19 protein-coding genes and 3 tRNA genes are annotated in these 21,265 nt (G+C 52.7%); 9 read left to right on the forward strand and 13 right to left on the reverse strand.

Going from position 1 to position 21,265, the window contains the following annotated elements; all coding sequences use genetic code 11:
- Positions 1-40 precede the first annotated feature (40 nt).
- From PSSD_RS13590 to nagB, 8 genes are all read right to left on the reverse strand, one after another.
- A tRNA-Gln gene (locus PSSD_RS13590) sits at positions 41-115 on the reverse strand.
- 20 nt (positions 116-135) lie between these two features.
- A tRNA-Leu gene (locus PSSD_RS13595) sits at positions 136-220 on the reverse strand.
- A gap of 10 nt (positions 221-230) precedes the next feature.
- Positions 231-307: transfer RNA gene (locus tag PSSD_RS13600), tRNA-Met, on the reverse strand.
- A 215-nt stretch (positions 308-522) separates the two neighbouring features.
- Positions 523-2,190: an asparagine synthase B gene (asnB, locus tag PSSD_RS13605; RefSeq protein ID WP_058972606.1), complete on the reverse strand. Its 1,668-nt coding sequence runs from the start codon at positions 2,188-2,190 to the stop codon at positions 523-525.
- A 329-nt stretch (positions 2,191-2,519) separates the two neighbouring features.
- Positions 2,520-3,272 (reverse strand): HAD-IIA family hydrolase, encoded by a 753-nt coding sequence (locus PSSD_RS13610; protein ID WP_039330484.1) that lies wholly within the window; start codon positions 3,270-3,272, stop codon positions 2,520-2,522.
- A 39-nt stretch (positions 3,273-3,311) separates the two neighbouring features.
- Positions 3,312-4,532 (reverse strand): DNA-binding transcriptional regulator NagC, encoded by a 1,221-nt coding sequence (nagC, locus tag PSSD_RS13615; protein ID WP_039330482.1) that lies wholly within the window; start codon positions 4,530-4,532, stop codon positions 3,312-3,314.
- A 7-nt stretch (positions 4,533-4,539) separates the two neighbouring features.
- Positions 4,540-5,688 carry an N-acetylglucosamine-6-phosphate deacetylase gene (nagA, locus tag PSSD_RS13620; RefSeq protein WP_058972607.1) on the reverse strand — a complete coding sequence of 383 codons (1,149 nt, stop codon included), beginning with the start codon at positions 5,686-5,688 and terminating at the stop codon, positions 4,540-4,542.
- Positions 5,689-5,745: 57 nt separating this feature from the next.
- Complete coding sequence (gene nagB, locus PSSD_RS13625) at positions 5,746-6,546, reverse strand: glucosamine-6-phosphate deaminase (protein WP_039330479.1); 801 nt, start codon at positions 6,544-6,546, stop codon at positions 5,746-5,748.
- 342 nt (positions 6,547-6,888) lie between these two features.
- Here nagB and nagE point away from each other — a divergent pair, with 342 nt between their 5' ends.
- The 3 genes from nagE (at position 6,889) to PSSD_RS13640 (ending at position 11,487) form a co-directional block, all read left to right on the forward strand.
- Positions 6,889-8,913, forward strand: coding sequence for an N-acetylglucosamine-specific PTS transporter subunit IIBC (gene nagE, locus PSSD_RS13630; protein WP_058972625.1), 2,025 nt, complete (start codon positions 6,889-6,891; stop codon positions 8,911-8,913).
- A 151-nt stretch (positions 8,914-9,064) separates the two neighbouring features.
- Positions 9,065-10,732, forward strand: coding sequence for a glutamine--tRNA ligase (gene glnS / locus PSSD_RS13635; RefSeq protein ID WP_058972608.1), 1,668 nt, complete (start codon positions 9,065-9,067; stop codon positions 10,730-10,732).
- A gap of 359 nt (positions 10,733-11,091) precedes the next feature.
- Positions 11,092-11,487 (forward strand): hypothetical protein, encoded by a 396-nt coding sequence (locus tag PSSD_RS13640; protein WP_039330475.1) that lies wholly within the window; start codon positions 11,092-11,094, stop codon positions 11,485-11,487.
- Between the two features lie 61 nt (positions 11,488-11,548).
- On the opposite strand, the gene fur is transcribed toward PSSD_RS13640, so the two are convergent.
- From fur to ybfF, 4 genes are all read right to left on the reverse strand, one after another.
- Complete coding sequence (gene fur, locus PSSD_RS13645; RefSeq protein WP_007890672.1) at positions 11,549-11,998, reverse strand: ferric iron uptake transcriptional regulator; 450 nt, start codon at positions 11,996-11,998, stop codon at positions 11,549-11,551.
- Positions 11,999-12,355: 357 nt separating this feature from the next.
- Positions 12,356-12,886, reverse strand: coding sequence for a flavodoxin FldA (fldA, locus tag PSSD_RS13650; RefSeq protein ID WP_034829111.1), 531 nt, complete (start codon positions 12,884-12,886; stop codon positions 12,356-12,358).
- Between the two features lie 137 nt (positions 12,887-13,023).
- On the reverse strand, positions 13,024-13,299 hold the full coding sequence (gene ybfE / locus PSSD_RS13655; protein WP_039330471.1) for a LexA regulated protein: 276 nt from the start codon (positions 13,297-13,299) through the stop codon (positions 13,024-13,026).
- Between the two features lie 168 nt (positions 13,300-13,467).
- Positions 13,468-14,232 (reverse strand): esterase, encoded by a 765-nt coding sequence (ybfF, locus tag PSSD_RS13660; protein ID WP_058972609.1) that lies wholly within the window; start codon positions 14,230-14,232, stop codon positions 13,468-13,470.
- Positions 14,233-14,480: 248 nt separating this feature from the next.
- Here ybfF and seqA point away from each other — a divergent pair, with 248 nt between their 5' ends.
- Both seqA and pgm read left to right on the forward strand, forming a co-directional pair.
- Complete coding sequence (gene seqA, locus PSSD_RS13665; protein WP_039330468.1) at positions 14,481-15,020, forward strand: replication initiation negative regulator SeqA; 540 nt, start codon at positions 14,481-14,483, stop codon at positions 15,018-15,020.
- A gap of 25 nt (positions 15,021-15,045) precedes the next feature.
- Entirely contained in the window at positions 15,046-16,686 is a 1,641-nt protein-coding gene (pgm, locus tag PSSD_RS13670) for a phosphoglucomutase (alpha-D-glucose-1,6-bisphosphate-dependent) (RefSeq protein ID WP_058972610.1), read from the forward strand.
- Positions 16,687-16,725: 39 nt separating this feature from the next.
- On the opposite strand, the gene kdpE is transcribed toward pgm, so the two are convergent.
- Complete coding sequence (kdpE, locus tag PSSD_RS13675; protein ID WP_058972611.1) at positions 16,726-17,400, reverse strand: two-component system response regulator KdpE; 675 nt, start codon at positions 17,398-17,400, stop codon at positions 16,726-16,728.
- 245 nt (positions 17,401-17,645) lie between these two features.
- On the opposite strand from kdpE, the gene PSSD_RS13680 reads away from it, so the two are divergent.
- From PSSD_RS13680 to PSSD_RS13695, 4 genes are all read left to right on the forward strand, one after another.
- The gene (locus PSSD_RS13680; RefSeq protein WP_039330462.1) at positions 17,646-17,846 is read left to right on the forward strand and encodes a DUF2517 family protein; all 201 of its coding nucleotides are present in this window, start codon (positions 17,646-17,648) and stop codon (positions 17,844-17,846) included.
- A gap of 149 nt (positions 17,847-17,995) precedes the next feature.
- Positions 17,996-18,952, forward strand: coding sequence for a YbgA family protein (locus PSSD_RS13685; protein WP_058972612.1), 957 nt, complete (start codon positions 17,996-17,998; stop codon positions 18,950-18,952).
- Positions 18,953-18,964: 12 nt separating this feature from the next.
- Positions 18,965-20,392 (forward strand): deoxyribodipyrimidine photo-lyase, encoded by a 1,428-nt coding sequence (gene phrB, locus PSSD_RS13690; RefSeq protein ID WP_058972613.1) that lies wholly within the window; start codon positions 18,965-18,967, stop codon positions 20,390-20,392.
- Positions 20,393-20,409: 17 nt separating this feature from the next.
- Positions 20,410-21,153 carry a type 2 GTP cyclohydrolase I gene (locus PSSD_RS13695; RefSeq protein ID WP_058972614.1) on the forward strand — a complete coding sequence of 248 codons (744 nt, stop codon included), beginning with the start codon at positions 20,410-20,412 and terminating at the stop codon, positions 21,151-21,153.
- The last annotated feature ends 112 nt before the right edge of the window (positions 21,154-21,265 follow it).

Below are 21,265 nucleotides of genomic sequence, written 5' to 3' on the forward strand. Positions count from 1 at the left end.
TATCCCATTTGTCGACTCGTATCCACGAGAAGTATCGGATTGGCTGGGGTACCTGGATTCGAACCAGGGAATGCCGGTATCAAAAACCGGTGCCTTACCGCTTGGCGATACCCCATCCGGCTGCCGAAGATGAAATGGTGCGGGAGGCGAGACTTGAACTCGCACACCTTGCGGCGCTAGAACCTAAATCTAGTGCGTCTACCAATTTCGCCACTCCCGCGAAAAAAAGATGGTGGCTACGACGGGATTTGAACCTGTGACCCCATCATTATGAGTGATGTGCTCTAACCAGCTGAGCTACGTAGCCATCTTTTTTCGCTAACCTTCATCGGCGTTGCGGGGCGCATTATGCGTATTGAGCTTTGTAGCGTCAACAAGTTTTTTGCCGTTTTTTGCCTTAAAACGCCTGTTTGTCTGGGTTGTAACCAGGCTGGTGAATTATTCGGCAACTTTCCGTCGCAACATCGACAATCAAAGCAAAAAGGGGCCAGTCATGGCCCCTTATGATCTTAATTAAAAAGCTTATTTATAAGCGGACTGATGCACACCCACGGCACGACCTGAAGGGTCATCCATGTTCTTAAATGCTTCATCCCACTCAATCGCTTTAGCGGAAGAACAGGCTACCGATGGACCACCGGGAACACACTCTGCCGCGCTGGCGACCGGGAAAAGCTCTTCGAAGATTTCACGATACAAATACGCTTCTTTCGAGTTCGGCGTGTTGTACGGGAAACGGAAATGCGCGGTCGACAGCTGCTGGTCAGTGATCTGTTTCGCTGCCACTTCTTTCAGCGAATCGATCCAGCTGTAGCCTACGCCATCAGAGAACTGCTCTTTCTGACGCCATGCCACGCTCTCTGGCAGATAAGAGGAGAAGCACTCACGCAGGATGTGTTTTTCCATCTTACCGTTTTTGCCACACAGTTTATCTTCTGGGTTGATGCGCATCGCCACATCAAGGAATTTTTTGTCCAGGAAAGGCACACGCGCTTCAACGCCCCACGCCGACATTGCTTTGTTAGCGCGAGCACAGTCAAACATGTGCAGAGCCAGCAGTTTACGCACGTTTTCTTCGTGGAACTCTTTGGCGTTCGGCGCCTTATGGAAGTACAGGTAGCCACCGAACACTTCATCTGCACCTTCACCGGACAACACCATTTTGATGCCCATCGCTTTGATTTTGCGCGACATCAGATACATAGGCGTCGAGGCGCGAATGGTGGTGACATCGTAAGTTTCGATGTGATAAATCACATCGCGGATGGCATCCAAACCTTCCTGTACGGTGAAATGAATTTCGTGGTGTACCGTACCCAGATGATCAGCCACTGACTTCGCCGCTTTCAGGTCAGGAGAGCCCTCCAGTCCTACAGCAAAGGAGTGCAGCTGCGGCCACCAGGCATCGCTTTTATCTTCATCTTCTACACGTTTCGCGGCAAAGCGCTTGGTCACGGCAGAGATAATCGAAGAGTCGAGACCGCCAGAGAGCAGCACGCCGTAAGGCACATCTGACATCAGGTGGCTTTTCACGGACTCTTCCAGCGCATGTTTCAGGCCCGCTGCATCGGTGGTGTTCTCAGCCACAGCAGAGAAATCCATCCAGTCACGCTGCCAGTAACGACGGATCTCACCATCGCTGCTGGACATGAAGCTTCCCGGCGGGAATTCTTTGATGGTGCGGCACACTGGCACCAGCGCTTTCATTTCGGAAGCAACAAACAGGTTACCGTGCTCATCGTTGCCCATATACAGCGGGATAATCCCGATATGGTCACGGCCAATCAGGTACTGCTGCTTCACGCTGTCCCACAGAATGAAGGCGAACATGCCTTGCAGGTCGTCGAGGAAGTCGAGACCTTTTTCCTGGTACAGCGCCAGGATCACTTCGCAGTCAGAACCGGTCTGGAAGGCGTAGCGGTCGCTCAGCTCCGCACGCAGCGCCTGATGGTTATAGATTTCACCGTTCACGGCCAGTACGTGGGTGTGGTCAGCGTTATACAGCGGCTGTGCGCCGTTGTTGACGTCAACAATTGACAGGCGCTCATGCACCAGAATGGCTTTGTTATCTGCGTAGACGCCGGACCAATCTGGGCCACGGTGACGCATCAGACGGGAACACTCCAGCGCTTTCTTGCGCAATTCAACAGGATCGGTTTTCAGATCCAACACACCAAAAATCGAACACATAACTGACTCCTGATCTCACCTTACGGGGATGTTATTTCTTCGTTTGTCCGGCAGCAGTGGCTGCGTGATGTATAAGAAAATGCGCTATCTGGTGGTGGGAGTGCAAGCAAAATTGCGATCTTTTGATAAAAAGAATGTTGTCAGGCGATAAAAATTGAATTTTATCTAATTTAATCACCACTTCTTTAGATGGCATCTAATGAAATGGCTTTTTGGATGATTTAGTGTGCAACTATCCTGGGTGTCGTTCACCACAAAGCGACATAAAAACAATCGCCCTGCAGACACAAGGTGCCTGCAGGGCGATAAGCAAAAGTGATAACAGATAATCAGAACAGGTCGATGTCTGCCACTGAAGGGTAAATCCAGTCTGGACGGAACGGCATTGCATCAATGTCGCTCAAGGTTGAGACGCCAGAAAGTACCAGAATGGTTTCCAGGCCGGCCTGGAAGCCAGCGAGGATATCGGTGCGCAGGTTATCCCCCACAATCACCGTCTCTTCAGAATGCGCATGCATTTTATTCAGCGCCGCACGCATGATGTACGGGCTCGGTTTACCCACATAAAACGGCTTGCGACCAGAAATGGTTTCGATACCGGCGCACAAGGCACCGCAGGCGGGCACGTAGCCGCGCGCATGGGTATCCGGGTTGGTGGCAATAAAGCGCGCACCGTTGGCGACGAAGAAGGCAGCCTTGTGCATCATCTCCCAATTAAAGGAGCGCGTTTCACCGACGATGACGAAATCGGGATTGACGTCAGTGATGGTAAAGCCCGCTTTATACAGCTCATGAATGAGGGCACCCTCGCCAATTACATAGGCTTTTTTACCCTCCTGACGACGCAGGAAATCGGCGGTGGCCATGGCAGAGGTATAGAACACCGAATCCGGCACTTCAACGCCTGCATTGGCAAAACGATTCGCCAGATCCTGCGCGGTTTGCGACGGATAGTTGGTCAGCACCACCAGCGGCATCTCTTTTTCCAGGATGCGCTGCAAAAACTCGTTCGCGCCTTTCACGGCGGTATTGTCGTGCATCAACACGCCGTCGATGTCACAGATTACGCTTTTGATGGTCATAATGGCTTCCGGTCAGGCCCGCCAGGCGGCAGGCTTCGATTATTCTTCCAGCAGATGCTGCAGCAGAATGCCGTTCAGCATTGCGCGCTTCGCCAGGGCAAACGCACCAATTGCCGAACGATGGTCCAACTCGGAACGCACCACCGGCAGATTTTTGCGGAAGGCATTCAACGCTTGAGTATTAATACAGCCTTCAATGGCTGGGAACAGCACCTTATCCGCTTCGGTGATTTCACCGGCCAGCACCACTTTCTGCGGGTTGAACAGGTTAATGGCGATGGCGATCGCTTTGCCCAGGTAGCGTCCGACATATTCGATCACTTCACACGCCAGCGCATCGCCCTGATTCGCGGCGCGGCAAATTTGTGGCATCAAGCAATTATCCAGCGTCAGCGTGCTGGGATAGCCCTGATTAAGCAGATGACGCACGCGGTTCTCAATCGCGCCGTTGGCCGCGATGGTTTCCAGGCAGCCAAAATTACCGCAGTGGCAGCGCTCACCCAGCGGATCGACCTGAATATGACCGATCTCGCCGACGTTACCATTGCTGCCAAGGAAAATATGCCCGTTAGCGATGATGCCCGCGCCGGTACCGCGATGTAAACGCACCAAAATAGAGTCTGCACAGTCACGACTTGCACCGAAGTAGTGCTCTGCCAGTGCCAGACTGCGAATGTCGTGACCGACAAAACTGGTGACGTTAAAGCGTTTTTTCAGGCTGGACACCAGCGGCCAGTGGCTAACGGTGATGTGCGGCATATAACGAATGATGCCGTTAATCGGATCGACCAAACCGGGCAAGATCACTGCAATCGCAATCAGTTCGTGAATCTTACGTTGATGCGCAGCCATAAACGCGGTGATGGCATTGAACAGCGCATTCTCCAGCGTTTCCTGCGTGCGCTCCGGTAGTGGGTAATCTTCCTGCGCCAGCGATTTCCCGCTCAGATCAAACAGCGTCAAGGTCGCATCATTGCGGCCCAGGCGGACGCCGATAGTATGAAAATGGCGGGTTTCAGTAACGATAGAGATGGCGCGGCGCCCACCGGTGGAGGCTTGTTGCTCCACCTCTTTGATGAGGCCACGTTCGATAAGCTGACGCGTAATTTTGGTGACGCTGGCGGGCGCAAGCTGGCTGAGATCGGCAATTTGTATGCGCGAAATCGGCCCCTGTTGATCAATCAGCCGGTAAACGGCTGCACTGTTAAGTTGTTTGACAAGATCGACATTTCCTATTTGAGTCTGGCCGCCAGTGGTCATTCAGTACTTACTCGCTGAGGACGTCGTCTCCATTGACTAACGTCTTAGTGATTTGATAATCGCGGGTAAAGACGGTCAGGTTAGCGACTTTTCCTGCTGTCACTGAACCTAACTGTTTTGCCACGCCCATTGCCTGTGCTGGATACAGGGTTGCCATCCGCAACGCTTCATCCAGAGCGATACCGCAATGCTCCACGCTGTTCTGCACTGCCTCAATCATGGTCAGTGCCGAACCGCTCAGGGTACCGTTTTCGTCAACGCAAAGGCCGTCGCGATAGTATATTGTTTTGCCTGCAAAAATGAATTTATCAATCGATGCGCCTGCCGGTGCTGTGGCATCCGTCACTAACACCAGTTTGTCGCCTTTGATCCGTTTTGCATTCCGCACGTTAGCGTAATGGACATGTAAACCATCTGCAATGATGCCGCAGTATACATCAGGTGAATCAAACAGCGCACCGATCAGACCGGGTTCACGGCCTGCGAAGGTCGGCATTGCATTATAAAGATGGGTGGCAAAACTCACGCCCGCGCTAAAGCCGGCTTTGGCTTCTTCATAGGTGGCGTTGGAGTGGCCCGCTGACACAATAATGCCCGCATCGCGCAGTTGGCGAATCACGTCGTCGCCTGCATTCTCTGGCGCCAGCGTCACTTTGGTGATCACATCCGCGTTAGCACACAGGAAGTCGACCATTTCCGCATCAGGCAGACGAATCAACTCTGGGTTATGCGTACCTTTTTTGGCTTTGTTCAGCCACGGCCCTTCCAGATGCAGACCCAGTGCTTGATTTTGATGTTTGGCTAAATAGGCGCGCATGGTTTCAACGGCGCGCTTCATTAATTCGTTGGTGCTGGTGATCAGCGTTGGCAGATAACTGGTGCAGCCCGATTTTTCGTTGGCGCGCTGCATGATTTCCAGCGTTTCCACGCTCAGGGCATCGATGTCATCGTTGAACTGCACACCGCCACAGCCGTTGAGTTGCAAATCAATAAATCCGGGAGCGATGTATGCACCAGCCACATCCTGCTGCGCGATGTTCGCATCAAGCGCATCACGTGGGCACACGCGTTCAATCAGGCCATTGGCAATCACCACGGCATGATTGTCCAGAATTTCGTGGCCAGTAAAAATCCGGCCGTTTACTAATGCGTACATCGTTTTTCTCTCCCGGCTAAGCCTGCAGCCTGCGCTGCAGGTTATGACAACGTGTTTTCACACACCCTTCATATTTTCCGCTTCCATTTCGCGGAAATATTTCACGGTTTTCACTTTCAATTCCATGGTGGCTGGCTCATCACACACCACCACAGATTTCGCATGTAATTGCAGGCAGCTGATGGTCCACATATGGTTCACGTTACCTTCCACTGCGGCCTGCAGCGCTTGCGCTTTCACATGACCGGTGACCAAAATCATCACTTCTTCTGCATCTAATAGCGTGCCCACGCCCACGGTCAGCGCATATTTAGGCACCTGATCCACATCCCCATTGAAGAAGCGTGAGTTCGCCAGGCGGGTCTCATGCGTCAGGGTTTTGATGCGAGTGCGGGAGGAGAGTGAAGAGGCCGGTTCGTTAAACGCGATGTGTCCATCGTTACCTACGCCGCCCATAAACAGATTGATTTTACCGTAAGCGCGGATCTTCTCTTCGTACTGGCGACATTCTGCGTCAATATCGGGTGCATTGCCATTCAGAAGATTGATATTTTCTGGTTGAATATCAACGTGATCGAAAAAGTTACGGAACATGAAGCTGTGGTAGCTTTCTGGATGCTCTTTTGGCAGGCCAACGTACTCATCCATATTGAAAGTCACAACATGTTTGAAGCTAACCTGGCCCGCTTTGTGCATCTCGATCAAGTGCTTGTAAGCTTCCAGCGGTGTACCGCCGGTTGGCAGACCCAGCACGAAGGGACGTTCTGCGCTAGGCTTAAACGCGTTAATGCGGTTAACAATGTGGCGTGCAGCCCATTTACCCACCTGGGTAGGTGTGGCCAAAGGGATCAGTCTCATGTCTTCACCTCAATTAAGATTAGGAAAATGTTGTCGCCGATTCTGGTTTAGGTTGCTGCCCTTAAGCGTAATCCGTTTAAGCGTAACCAGCAGGGAAAAGTGCGACTTGATATTTTTCATCATAAAATAAGTTTGTGGTGGTGGCTAGCATTTCGCAGCAAGAAACGTCCATTATGGTGATTAAAGTCACAGTTACTGTGGTTTTAATTTGCGAGGCGAATTAATTTATCTTTACACTGCGCCTCGTGGTGAATGATGTCATCAAGGTACCGGGCGTCGGGATAATAAAATCAACCCACGCCACGGCAAACGCCAGTCTCATAGGGGGAGAATAAGGTGAGTATTTTAGGATATCTGCAAAAGGTCGGCCGCGCGCTTATGGTGCCGGTAGCGACGCTGCCGGCAGCGGCAATCTTGATGGGTGTGGGGTATTGGATCGATCCAGACAGCTGGGGTGCAGGCAATGCGCTGGCGGCACTGTTGATCAAATCCGGTTCCGCCATTATCGAAAACATGTCTGTGCTGTTTGCCATTGGTGTGGCTTACGGTATGTCCAAAGATAAAGATGGTGCAGCTGCGTTAACCGGCTTTGTCGGCTTCCTGGTGGTGACCACGCTCTGTTCACCTGCCGCGGTGGCAATGATTCAGAAAATGCCGGTGGAGCAGGTTCCTGCTGCCTTCGGTAAAATCAATAACCAGTTCGTAGGTATCCTGGTCGGCATTCTCTCCGCTGAAGTGTACAACCGCTTTAGCCACGTTGAGCTGCCAAAAGCGCTGTCGTTCTTTAGCGGACGCCGCTTAGTGCCGATTCTGGTCTCCTTCCTGATGATCGTCGTCGCCTTCATTCTGATGTATGTCTGGCCGATCATCTTTGGTGGACTGGTGAACTTCGGTGAACATATCCAGAAACTGGGCTCTGTCGGTGCAGGCGTATATGCCTTCTTTAACCGCTTGCTGATTCCGGTGGGTCTGCATCATGCCCTGAACTCGGTGTTCTGGTTTGACGTGGCCGGTATTAACGACATTCCTAAGTTCCTCGGCGGTGCGCAGTCTATTGCCAATGGCTCCGGTATCCCAGGGATCACTGGTCGTTACCAGGCGGGCTTCTTCCCGATTATGATGTTTGGTCTGCCGGGCGCTGCGCTGGCGATCTACCACTGTGCGCGTCCAGAAAACCGCGCCAAAGTCGGCGGTATCATGCTGGCGGCGGCTTTTGCTGCCTTCTTCACCGGTATCACTGAACCGCTGGAATTCTCCTTCATGTTCGTGGCACCGGTGCTGTACGTCATCCATGCGGTGTTGACTGGTATTTCAGTATTCATCGCGGCAAGTATGCATTGGATTGCGGGCTTCGGCTTTAGTGCTGGGCTGGTGGATATGGTGCTCTCCACCCGAAATCCGCTGGCGGTTAACTGGTGGATGCTGATCCCACAAGGTCTGGTGTTCTTCGCCATCTACTATGTGGTGTTCCGCTTCACTATCCAGAAATTCAATCTGATGACGCCAGGCCGTGAACTCTCTGCGGGCGATGAAACCGATGGCTACGATGTGAACGTCGACCACAGCGGTAACGGCGAAAGCCAAACCGAATCACTGGCGCGTCGTTATATTGCTGCCGTCGGCGGTTCTGACAACCTGACCAACATCGATGCCTGCATCACCCGTCTGCGTCTGAACGTGAAAGACTCAGCACAGGTCAATGAAGGCGTAGCGAAACGCCTGGGCGCGTCCGGTGTGATTCGTCTGAACAAACAGAGCGTGCAGGTGATTGTCGGTACGCAGGCTGAAATTATTGCCAGCGCGATGAAAACCGTGCTGAGTAAAGGCCCGGTAGCGGCCACTGCGGCGCCTGCTGCAGCAGCTCCGGTTGCGGCTAAACCTCAGGCGGTGCTCAATAGCGAGAAAGCCGTGATCGCCACGCTGGTTGCGCCGGTCAGTGGTGAAATCGTTGCGCTGGACGCAGTGCCAGATGAAGCCTTCGCCAGCAAAGCCGTGGGTGAGGGTCTGGCCATCAAGCCAACCGATAAAACTGTCGTGGCACCGATTGCGGGTACCGTGGTGAAAATCTTCAACACTAACCACGCATTCTGTCTGGAAGCGGCGAACGGTGTCGAGATCGTGGTGCACATGGGTCTGGATACCGTCGCGCTGGAAGGCAAAGGCTTCACACGTTTGGTGGAAGAGGGCGCAACGGTGACGGCGGGTCAGCCGATTCTGGAAATGGATCTGGACTTCCTCAACGCCAATGCGCGTTCAATGATCAGCCCGGTAGTCGTGAGCAACAGCGATGACTTCGCCGGTCTGAATCTGCTGGCAAGCGGTTCTGTTGTCGCGGGTGTGACGCCATTGTATGAAGTGAAAAACTAAGTCCTTGTGATTTAGCCAGAAGGCAGGAAGCAATTCCTGCCTTTTTTGTTTTAAAACGACCAACAAACGGTTGTTTCCCTCCTGCGCTTTGTGGATCATACTCCGTTACTTCGTGGTACAAATCACCCGCTATTGTTTTGAGGATTTTGAGATGAGTGAGGCTGAAGCCCGCCCAACGAACTTTATTCGTCAGATTATCGACGAAGATTTGGCGAGCGGTAAGCACAGCAGTGTGCATACCCGTTTCCCGCCTGAGCCCAATGGTTACCTGCATATTGGCCATGCGAAATCTATCTGCCTGAACTTTGGTATCGCGCAAGATTATCAAGGACAGTGCAACCTGCGTTTTGACGACACTAACCCGGTTAAAGAGGACCTGGAGTTCGTTGAATCCATTAAGCGTGATGTGCAATGGCTGGGCTTTGACTGGAGCGGAGACATTCGTTACTCCTCAGACTACTTTGACCAATTGTTTAACTACGCGGTTGAGCTGATCAATAAAGGTCTGGCTTACGTTGACGAACTGTCAGCGGATGAGATCCGTGAATACCGCGGCACGCTGACCGCACCGGGTAAAAACAGCCCGTATCGCGATCGCAGCGTGGAAGAGAACTTAGCGCTGTTCCAGAAAATGCGTGATGGCGGCTTCGAAGAGGGTAAAGCTTGCCTGCGCGCTAAAATCGACATGGCGTCCAGCTTTATCGTGATGCGCGATCCGGTGTTGTATCGCATTAAGTTTGCCGACCACCACCAGACCGGTGATAAGTGGTGCATCTACCCGATGTACGACTTTACTCACTGCATCTCTGATGCCATCGAAGGCATTACGCACTCGCTCTGCACCCTGGAGTTCCAGGACAACCGTCGTTTGTACGACTGGGTACTGGACAACATCACCATTCCTCAGCATCCGCGTCAGTACGAATTCTCGCGCCTGAATCTGGAATATGCGGTGATGTCGAAGCGTAAGCTGACGCAACTGGTGACCGAGAAAGTGGTTGAAGGCTGGGATGACCCACGCATGCTGACCGTTTCAGGTTTGCGCCGCCGTGGCTACAGCGCTGCGTCCATTCGCGAGTTCTGCCGTCGTATCGGTGTGACCAAGCAGGACAACATCGTGGAGATGGCCTCGCTGGAATCTTGCATCCGTGACGATCTCAATGAGAACGCACCGCGTGCCATGGCTGTTCTTGATCCACTGAAAGTGGTGATCGAGAATCTGCCAGCCGGTCATGAAGAAACGCTGACCATGCCTAATCATCCGAATAAGCCGGAGATGGGAACCCGCGAAGTGCCGTTCAGCCGCGAAGTGTGGATCGATCGTGCTGACTTCCGCGAAGAAGCCAACAAGCAGTACAAGCGTCTGGTGCTGGGTAAAGAAGTGCGTCTGCGTAATGCTTATGTGATCCGCGCTGAGCGTGTGGCAAAAGATGAAGAGGGTAACATCACCTGCATCTATGCAACCTGCGATGTCGACACCCTGAGCAAAGACCCTGCAGATGGTCGCAAGGTGAAAGGGGTGATTCATTGGGTGTCAGCGATTCATGCGCTGCCAGCGGAGTTCCGTCTGTATGATCGTCTGTTCAGCGTGCCAAATCCGGCAGCGGCAGAGGACTTCCTGACCACCATTAACCCGAACTCACTGGAAATCAAACCGGGCTTTGTTGAGTCTGGCTTGCGTACGGCTTCGGTAACTGCGCCGTATCAGTTTGAGCGTGAAGGCTATTTCTGTGCGGATAGCGTCTATTCGCAGCCGGGTAAACTGGTGTTCAACCGCACTGTCGGGCTACGTGATACTTTTGCCAAAATCGGCGAGTAATCCTGTTTGCGATATACCCAAAATAATTCGCGTTGCAGGAAGGCGGCAACTGAACGAATCCCCGGGAGCATACACGAGTATGTGATTGGGGTGAATGAAGGCAGCCAACGCACCTGCGGCTTGAAGTATGACGGGTATAGAACAATATGATCATCTAAGGGCGAGCAATCGCCCTTTTTTATTGCCTGTAATGCGCAACCCACAACCATTTATGCTGCGGGCCGTGAAATCTGCTTGTTGCCTGTTTTTGCGACAATTCTGACTTTAGCAAAATTAACCCATTAGCGAGTGTCAAAAACTTTTTTTCAGGTAGGCTATCCGCTCTCAGACAGGGCTCTGCGGGTTATCAAAGGAAAAAAATGACAAGTCTCGCGTTGGAAGCTAAACACAGTGTGGTGGTTTTGCATCAGCTGATTGAACGTATCTTCAATCAAGCAGAGGGCAGCGATGACAGCATGGAACTGCTTCTGTCGCACTTCCATCCAGAATTCAAAATGGTCACACCACTCGGCAAAGAACTGGATTTGAACGCGACTGAAACGCTGTTTCGTCAGCTGCATGGGCAGCGTGAGGGGATGCGAATCGCCACCAGCGAACATGCGATCATTTCTCAGCAGAGTGATGAGATCACCATTCAATATCGTGAATTACAGATGATGAATGGCACCAATCAAACCCGTATTTCGCTGGCTGTATTGGACTGCAGCACCACCATCCCGCGCTGGCGCTATCTGCACGAAACCTTTGTTGCCTGATTGCAGGCATAAAAAAACCGGTGCCTGGCACCGGTTTTTTTATATTGCATAGCACACGTCATTACTTGTCGTGGAGCGTGTCGTCTTCGCGGCAGTCTCCCAGCGCACAGTGACCATAAAGGTACAGGCTGTGGTTGCTGAGTTTGATGCCATGGCGAGTCGCAATTTCACGCTGACGCGTTTCAATTGATTCGTCGCTAAATTCAATCACTTTGCCGCAATCCAGGCAGATCAAATGATCGTGGTGATGTTGCTGGGTCAGTTCGAATACAGATTTACCGCCTTCGAAGTTATGACGGGTGACGATACCTGCGTCATCAAACTGGTTAAGAACGCGATATACCGTTGCCAGACCAATCTCTTCGCCCATATCAATCAGGCGCTTGTACAAATCTTCCGCACTGACATGGTGGGACTCTGGTCCTGGTCCCTGAAGCACTTCCAAAATTTTCAGTCTTGGGAGAGTGACTTTCAGGCCAGCCTTCTTCAATGCGGAGTTGTTGTCAGTCATGCGGATATTGTCCTGTTACTTTGCGAGTCACTTACGGCTCAAAGGCCTTGAATGTTTAGGTCACGCATATTCTCATTTGCGTCTCATTATAGAACCCAAGCAGTGAAATGAAAACCAAGGCGTCGCGTAAAATCAACAAAAGCTGTAAGGATAAACATCGCTTACGCCATTGAGAAACGTAGTGGTTTGGGTTTCCATTTCACTCAGCCTCATTCTAAAGAGCGAGGAATAAGCGGATGACCATTGCGGGTATTCTACAGATTTGCGGGGAAAAGTTAAAAAACCGTCGCTATTATTTTCATAGGAGATTCCTTTGTTCCGATGTGAGACACCGCTCACATCGGGTAGGGAAGGGGATCAGGCTTCAATGATCTCTTTCAGCTGCAGCTCATCGAAAATCTGCTTCACCCATGCATCAACACGTTCGTTGGTCAGTTCCGGCTGACGGTCTTCGTCAATCGCCAGACCCAGGAAGTGTTTGTCGTCTGCCAGGCCCTTAGAAGCTTCGAAGTGATAACCTTCCGTTGGCCAGTGCCCAACAATAACAGCACCGTTTGGCTCAATGATGTCACGAATGGTGCCCATTGCGTCGCAGAAGTACTCGGCATAATCTTCCTGGTCACCACAACCAAACAGCGCAACCAGTTTGCCATTAAAATCAATTTCTTCCAGTGTCGGGAAGAAGTCGTCCCAGTCACACTGGGCTTCGCCATAATACCAGGTCGGAATGCCCAGCAGCAGGATGTCGAATGCTGCGAGATCTTCTTTGGTGCTCTTAGCAATGTCATGCACTTCGGCGACATCTTTACCCAGTTGTTTCTGGATCATTTTTGCAATGTTTTCAGTGTTGCCGGTATCGCTGCCGAAGAAAATGCCTACGATTGCCATGGGTTAGATAACCTCTTAAATCCTGATTGTGAAAGTAAGTCAGTTGACTGCACATTTAAGCGAATGATAGCAGACCAGTGAAAAGCGCGGAACGTGTAAAGTCTTAACTTTGTGTTCCTGTGTGCGGTCTCTGCGCGTTAAGACAGTTTGAGTTGCGCCAGCAGCATTTGTTCAATCAATTCGCTGCGACTGATGTTTTGCTGATCGGCCAAGGTGTTAAGTGCGTCAACAGCTTCGCTGGACATCTTTAGCTCAACACGACGCAGCCCTCGCACTTTATCGCGCTTGAGCTGGTTACGTTTGTTGATACGTAACTGTTCGTCACGCGTCAGCAGACTGGTTTTTGGTCGACCAGGACGCCGCTCGTCTGCAAAAAGATCGAGCGTGGTACGGTCTGTCTGTTCTTTTGCCATGATTTGTGAAACTGAGTGGGCGCGAACGGCGGAAAGGCGCTGCGCGATTTATACATTATCGGCCCGACCGCGGCGAAAAAATCATCCGCGGCAAATTTTTAGCGCGACATCATACTCCAGCGCCATCCGTGACGCCAACCCTAAACCGCTAACAGCAAGCTTTTGCTTTTACAGGTTAAAAAAGCGACGAACCGTGCGCAAAACCGCATCAGGTTTTTCCGCGTGCACCCAGTGACCGGCACCGCTGATCACATGTGCGTGGGCCTGCGGGAACTGACGCAGCAGTGCATCGCGATGCTGATTGTCCAGATAAGGCGAATCACCGCCGCGGATAAACAGTGCCGGATGTGGCCAGGCAGGGATATCTTCCCAACCAGAAATCGTGGTGTAGTTATCCCACAGGACAGGGACATTAAAGCGCCACTCCCCCTCGGCAAACGATTTCAGGATGAACTGAATGACGCCCTCTTCGTTGATGTGCTGGCGCATCACTTCCGCGGCTTCACTACGACGCGTCACGCCTGCGGCGGTCACGGCACGAATCGCGGCAAAGATTTCATCGTGACGGCGCGTTTGGTAATCCACCGGGGCAATATCAATTAACACCATCTTCTCGATGCGTTCCGGTGCCACGGCACTCAATGCCATGGCGATCTTTCCACCCATCGAATGGCCAATCACGCTGGCACGTTCAATCTGGTGAGCATCCAGTGTGTCAACGATGTCTTGCGCCATCGCGGCATAATTCATGATCTCGCTGCGTTCGGATAACCCATGGTTACGCACATCAACTTGCAGCGTTGGGCGTGCATCGCGCACACCGCGTACCAGCACCCCCAGGTTATCGAGGCTGCCAAAAAGGCCATGAATTAACAGAATCGGTGTGGCATCAGGCGAAGATTGTTCAGTTTGCAGACGGGCGTTCAAAATCATGGCTAAAGTTCTTACGGTTGTGACCTTGGCTTAGGTTATCATGGATTCACCTGTCCAGGAGCCAGCCGGCCAGGCATTAGGGCATATTCCGACTTTTGCCCTGAAACGATGCCAGCGCTATCGGCTACCACGGATTTAACTTTATAATCCTTATGTTAGAGCCCGCTCACATTTTGCACGACTGGATTTTGCTAAGGCCGTTGCAACAATGCGTGGTTCTGTCATTTGCCAGAATTGTACGGAATAAGATGAAAACGATTGAAGTTGACGAAGAACTCTACCGTTATATTGCCAGCCACACGCAGCACATTGGTGAAAGCGCCTCCGATATTTTGCGCCGCATGCTGAAATTCACTGCAGGCCAGAGTGCGCCCGCCGCACCTGCCGCCAGTGCGACAGTCAAGGAAGCGCAGCCTGCGCGTAACGACGCGCGTCCTCAGGATCGCGTACGTGCCGTGCGTGAACTGCTGCTTTCCGATGAGTATGCTGAGCAGAATAAGGCGGTTAATCGCTTTATGCTGGTACTGTCAACGCTCTATCGTCTTGATCCGGCAGCTTTTGCTGATGCTACTGCCTCGCTGCAGGGCCGCACGCGCGTTTACTTTGCGGGTGACGAGCACACGCTGTTGCAAAATGGCACCCATACTAAGCCGAAGCATGTTCCCGGCACGCCGTACTGGGTGATCACCAATACCAATACAGGTCGCAAATGCAGCATGGTTGAACACATCATGCTGGCTATGCAGTTCCCTCAGGAACTGACAGAGAAAGTTCGCGGCACCATTTAAACCGAAGCGTCAGGGAGAAGCGCCAATGGCCAATCACCCCCGTGCCGGGCAACCCGCCCAGCAGAGCGATTTGATTAACGTTGCACAATTAACCTCGCAGTATTACGTCCTGAAGCCAGATGCGGCGAACCCGGACCATGCGGTGAAATTTGGCACCTCCGGCCACCGCGGCAGCGCGGGACGTCACAGCTTCAACGAAGTGCACATTCTGGCGATTGCGCAAGCGATCGCCGAAGAGCGCAAAAAGAACGGCATCACCGGTCCTTGCTACGTGGGTAAAGATACCCACGCGCTGTCTGAACCGGCAATTTTGTCGGTGCTGGAAGTGCTGGCGGCCAACGGTGTGGACGTCATTGTGCAGCAAGAGAATGGCTACACGCCGACGCCTGCGATCTCCAATGCCATTCTTGAGCACAACAAGCGTGGTGGCGTGCAGGCCGATGGTATCGTGATCACGCCTTCACATAACCCGCCAGAAGACGGTGGCATCAAGTACAACCCACCAAACGGTGGACCGGCTGATACCAATGTCACCAAAGTGGTGGAAGACCGGGCTAACCAACTGATCAAAGGCGAGTTGAAAGACGTGAAGCGTCTGCCGTTGGATCAGGCATGGGCGAGTGGTCATATCGTTGAGCAGGATCTGATTCAACCTTACGTTGAAGGATTGGCTCAGGTTATCGATTTCCCGGCTATCCAGAAAGCGGGCCTGAAAATTGGCGTTGATCCACTCGGTGGTTCGGGTATCGCCTACTGGCAGCGCATTGCTGAGCATTACAAGCTGGATTTGACCCTCGTTAACGATGCTGTCGATCAGACCTTCCGCTTTATGCATCTGGATAAAGATGGCGTGGTGCGCATGGACTGTTCGTCAGAGTGTGCGATGGCCGGTCTGCTGGCGTACAAAGATAAGTTTGATCTGGCGTTTGGTAACGACCCAGATTATGACCGCCACGGTATCGTCACGCCTGCTGGCTTGATGAATCCAAACCATTATCTGGCTGTCGCGATCAACTACCTGTTCCAGCATCGCCCTCAGTGGGGCAAAGATGTGGCAGTGGGTAAGACCCTGGTGTCCAGCGCGATGATTGACCGCGTAGTGAACGACATCGGTCGCAAACTTGTTGAAGTGCCGGTCGGCTTCAAATGGTTTGTTGATGGCCTGTTTGATGGCAGCTTCGGTTTCGGTGGCGAAGAGAGTGCGGGTGCTTCGTTCCTGCGCTTCGATGGTTCCGCCTGGTCAACCGATAAAGACGGCATCATTCTGTGCCTGCTGGCAGCAGAAATTACGGCTGTGACCGGTAAGAATCCGCAGCAGCACTATGACGAGCTGGCAGAGCGCTTTGGTGCCCCAAGCTATAACCGTCTGCAGGCACCTGCGACTTCGGCGCAGAAAGCGGCACTGTCTAAGCTGTCACCTGAGATGGTCAGCGCGGACACGCTGGCAGGCGATCCGATCACTGCACGTCTGACGGCTGCGCCGGGTAACGGTGCATCCATTGGCGGCCTGAAAGTGATGACGGAAAACGGCTGGTTTGCCGCACGTCCGTCAGGCACTGAAGATGCCTACAAAATCTACTGTGAAAGCTTCCTCGGCGCTGAGCATCGCCAGCAGATCGAGAAAGAAGCGGTAGAGATTGTCAGTGAAGTGCTGAAAAACGCGTAATTGCTGACAGAAATGTAAAGGCCGCTAAGCGGCCTTTTTTTATGGCATGAACCGATAACCGATTCCGGTTTCCGTGATCAAATGGCTGGGTTGGGTCGGGTTCGATTCCAGCTTTTGGCGCAGATGACCCATATAGATGCGCAGATAATGGCTGTGCTCCACCGCATTTGGCCCCCACACCTGATTCAGCAGTTGCCGCTGCGTCAGCACTTTGCCCGCGTTATTCACTAATAAACTCAGCAAGCGAAACTCTGTGGGCGTCAGATGAATCTCCTTTTCATTGCGCAGCACACGCCGTGCTGCCAGATCCACACTCACTTCGCCAAATTTCACTACCGGTTCAGGTTGGCTGCTTTGATGACGACGCAATGCAACCCGCACGCGCGCCAGCAATTCACCAACGCCAAACGGTTTGGTCAGATAGTCATCGGCACCCGCATCCAGCGCATCAATTTTATCCTGCTCATCACTGCGTGCAGACAGCACAATCACCGGCATGCTGCTCCACTGGCGCACTTCGCGGATAAAGTCATTGCCATCCCCATCGGGCAGACCAAGATCGAGGATCACCAGGTCCGGCTTGCGCGTCGCGGCTTCAATCAGTCCACGCTGTAATTGCTCCGCTTCCACAATTTTCAGGCCCTCGCTCTCCAGCGCCAGGCGCACGAAACGGCGGATCTCCTTTTCATCTTCAACAATCAAGATGGTCGTCACGCTGACTCCTGCCACAGGTAAAGTTAACACGGCACTTTATCAAGAATCTGACACCACGTCCGCGCTGATATTTATAACCTTAAGCGATCGATAGTTTTACATCTTTGTAACTAACTTTCAGATAAGCCTGATTAGTGCAAAAAAAGATCAAAATAAGTGGTCGGATGAGTAGTAAAATTACACAAGCAAGGGTAATATCTGAGGCAGATCACATTTAACACAAAAATAATCACGAGGGGGCAAAGATGTATCAGGCATATCCACTCTATAAAATCGTACTGCGCCGCGTGCTGGTGGTATTGGGCGGTTTACTCGCGCTGCCGGTGATGCTGTTCCGCCAGGATCGTGCGCGTTTTTACAGTTATCTGCACCGTGTATGGTGCAAAACCAGCACCATGCCCGTCTGGCTGGCGCAGTCTGAAGCGGCTGCCGGTATCTACTGGTAATCGCGCTGCCTCGACAATAACCCGGGACTTGTTGCGAAGTACCGGGTTTTTTATCCGAATTTTTCATTTCCGGCTTATGTCCCCGCTGTTATCAGCGTCTATTTCGGCTACACTTAAAACCTCTACAAGATTTTGGAGGTTGTACAAGTATGAGCGAAAAAATTCCTGTTGGTATCAGTGCTTGCCTGCTCGGGGATAAGGTCCGGTTTGACGGTGGCCACAAGCGTTTCGCTTTTGCAACCGACGAGCTGACACCTTTCATCCGTTTTGAGCCGGTCTGCCCAGAGATGGCGATTGGTCTGCCGACGCCACGCCCAGCCCTGCGACTGGTCAAAGAGTCAGATGAGCAGATCCATCTGTGCTTCAGCAAAGATGGCGGCCAGGAAGTCACGGATGAGATGCAGCGCTGGTCTGCCGATCGCGTGAAATCGCTGCATCACCTGTGTGGCTATATTCTTTGCGCCAAATCCCCGAGTTGCGGTCTGGAGCGGGTGCGGGTGTATCAACCTAATACCAATGACAACCGTAAAGCCGGCACCGGCATTTTCACCGCCTTCCTGCAAAAAGAGATGCCCTGGCTGCCGCTGGAGGAAGATGGCCGTCTGCATGATGACGCTTTGCGCGAAAACTTCATGGGCCGGGTGTATGCGCTGCATGAGTTCAATGAGATGTGGCGCAGTGGGTTGACGCGCCACAAGCTGATTGCCTTCCACAGCCGTTACAAATTGCTGTTGCTCTCCCATGCGCAGGACGAGTATCGGGAAATGGGGCGCTTTGTCGCAGCGATGGAGCAGTGGGACTCGCTTGAAGACTACGCCTATGAATACCGCATCCGTTTGATGCATCTCATGTCGCATCAGGCTTCTCGGCGTAATCACACCAACGTGCTGATGCATGTGCAGGGCTATTTCCGTCCGCAGCTCACCTCGCCGCAGCGTCAGGAGCTGGCTCAGCTCATCGACCGCTACCGCACTGGCGTACAACCGTTGTTAGTGCCTATCACCATGCTGAAACATTACATGGCGGAGTTCCCGCACCCGTGGCTGGCACAACAGCGTTACTTTGATCCTTACCCGGAAGCGCTGCGTCTGCGCTACGGTCAATAATCCCGGAGCGCTATGACCACCCATCTCGTCTGGTTGCGAAACGACCTGCGCATCAATGACAACACCGCTCTGGCTGCCGCCTGCCGTGACAGCCAGGCGACAGTGCTGGCGCTGTTTGTGGCGACGCCCAAACAGTGGCAGCAGCACCATATGGCGCCGAAACAGGCGGCGTTTATCCATCAGAACCTGTGCTTGTTGCAGGACTCGTTGGCCGAGCGCGGCATCAAGTTGCACTACCATCAGTGTGATGATTTTGGCGCGTCAGTGGATTACCTGAGTGAATTTTGCCAGCAGCATCAGGTGGATGAGCTGTATTACAACTATCAATATGAGATCAATGAGCGCGAACGCGATGCTGCGGCCGAAAAGCGCCTTGATGCACAGGGTGTGATTTGCCAGGGGTTTGACGACAGCCTACTGTTGCCGCCGGGCAGCGTACAGACCGGCAATCACAGCATGTTTAAAGTTTTCACGCCGTTCAGCCGTGCCTTTGTGCGTCGATTACATCAGGGATTGCCGGAGTGCCATCGTGCACCGCAAGCACGCCGAGATACCCCCATCAGTGCTGGCAAAAAAATTCCCGCTTTCGATTATCCGTTTGAAGACATTGATGCATCGCTGTTTCCCGCAGGCGAAGAGGCCGCGCTGAAACAGCTGCGCCATTTCGGCAAGCAGGCGGTGCAGCATTATCCTGAAGTGCGCGACTTACCAGCACTGGATGGCACCAGCCGCCTGTCGCCGTATCTGGCGATTGGCGTGTTATCCCCGCGCCAGTGTTTGCATCGCATTTTGAAAGAGCACCCTGATGCGCTCAACGAAGGCAAAGCGTTCACCTGGCTCAATGAACTGATTTGGCGCGATTTTTATCGTCACCTGATGGTGGCGTTTCCGGCGCTATGTAAACACCAGCCGTTTGTGGACTGGACGCGTAACGTAAAGTGGCAAAAAAATGCCGAGCACCTCACCGCGTGGAAGCAGGGAAAAACCGGCTATCCGATTGTGGATGCGGCGATGCGTCAACTGAACACCCTGGGCTGGATGCATAACCGGTTGCGCATGATAGTTGCCAGTTTCCTGGTGAAGGATCTGTTAATCGACTGGCATGAGGGCGAGCGCTATTTTATGCAGCAGTTGATTGATGGCGATCTGGCCGCCAACAACGGCGGCTGGCAGTGGGCGGCGTCCACCGGTACCGATGCCGCACCGTACTTTCGTATCTTCAATCCCACCACCCAAGGCGAACGCTTCGATAAGCAGGGCGAATTTATCCGCCAGTGGTTGCCAGAGTTGCAAGACGTGCCGGATAGCGATATCCATCAGCCTCAGGTCTGGGCGCAGAAAAATAACAAGAAACTCGATTATCCCGCGCCAATCGTGGAACATAAGGACGCACGTAAAAAGACACTAGATGCCTTTGAGCACGCGCGCAGCGTGGCTTAAGCGGTCAGGGAGCCGGAATGAATAATGTCGAGTTAGAAAAGATCGTAAACCTTCAGCTGAACACCAGCGCCTTCAGTGACTATGCCCCTAACGGTTTGCAGGTCGAAGGCCGTGCCGACGTGAAAACCCTTATCACCGGGGTCACGGCTTGTCAGGCGCTGTTAGATGAAGCGGTAAAGCGCAATGCCGATGCGATTTTGGTGCATCATGGTTACTTCTGGAAAAGCGAATCACCGCTGATTAAAGGGATGAAGCGCCAGCGCCTGCGCACCTTGTTGACCAACGACATCAACCTGTATGGCTGGCATCTGCCGCTGGATGCGCACCCTGAATTGGGGAACAACGCGCAGCTGGCGAAGCTGTTCGATATTGACGTTAAAGGTGAAATTCAACCGTTAGTGCCTTGGGGTGAACTGGCTGAACCTGTGAGTGGCGAAGCGCTGGCCGCAAAAATTGCCGAACGGCTTGGGCGCACACCGCTGCACTGTGGTGACAACGCGCCAGCACTGATCAAACGTGTGGCTTGGTGTAGCGGCGGCGGTCAGGGCTTTATCGACAGCGCAGCGGCCTTTGGCGTAGATGCCTTCATCAGCGGTGAAGTCTCCGAACAAACCATCCACAGCGCACGCGAGCAGGGTTTGCATTTCTTTGCCGCCGGGCATCACGCCACCGAACGCGCCGGTATTAAAGCCTTAGGTGAATGGCTGGCTGAAAATCATGGTCTGGATGTCACCTTTATTGATATCAATAATCCTGCCTGATCTCCCTTTCTCACGCCCTTAACCTGCGTTAAGGGCGCAAATCGGTTGACACACCTCCGTCACTTTCGCATAACTTATTGACTTTAAGCATAAGCAAAGCGCTTTGCGGGCA

The sequence above is a fragment of the Type-D symbiont of Plautia stali genome (genome assembly GCF_001485335.1).
Classification (GTDB): Bacteria; Pseudomonadota; Gammaproteobacteria; order Enterobacterales; family Enterobacteriaceae; genus Pantoea; species Pantoea vagans_C.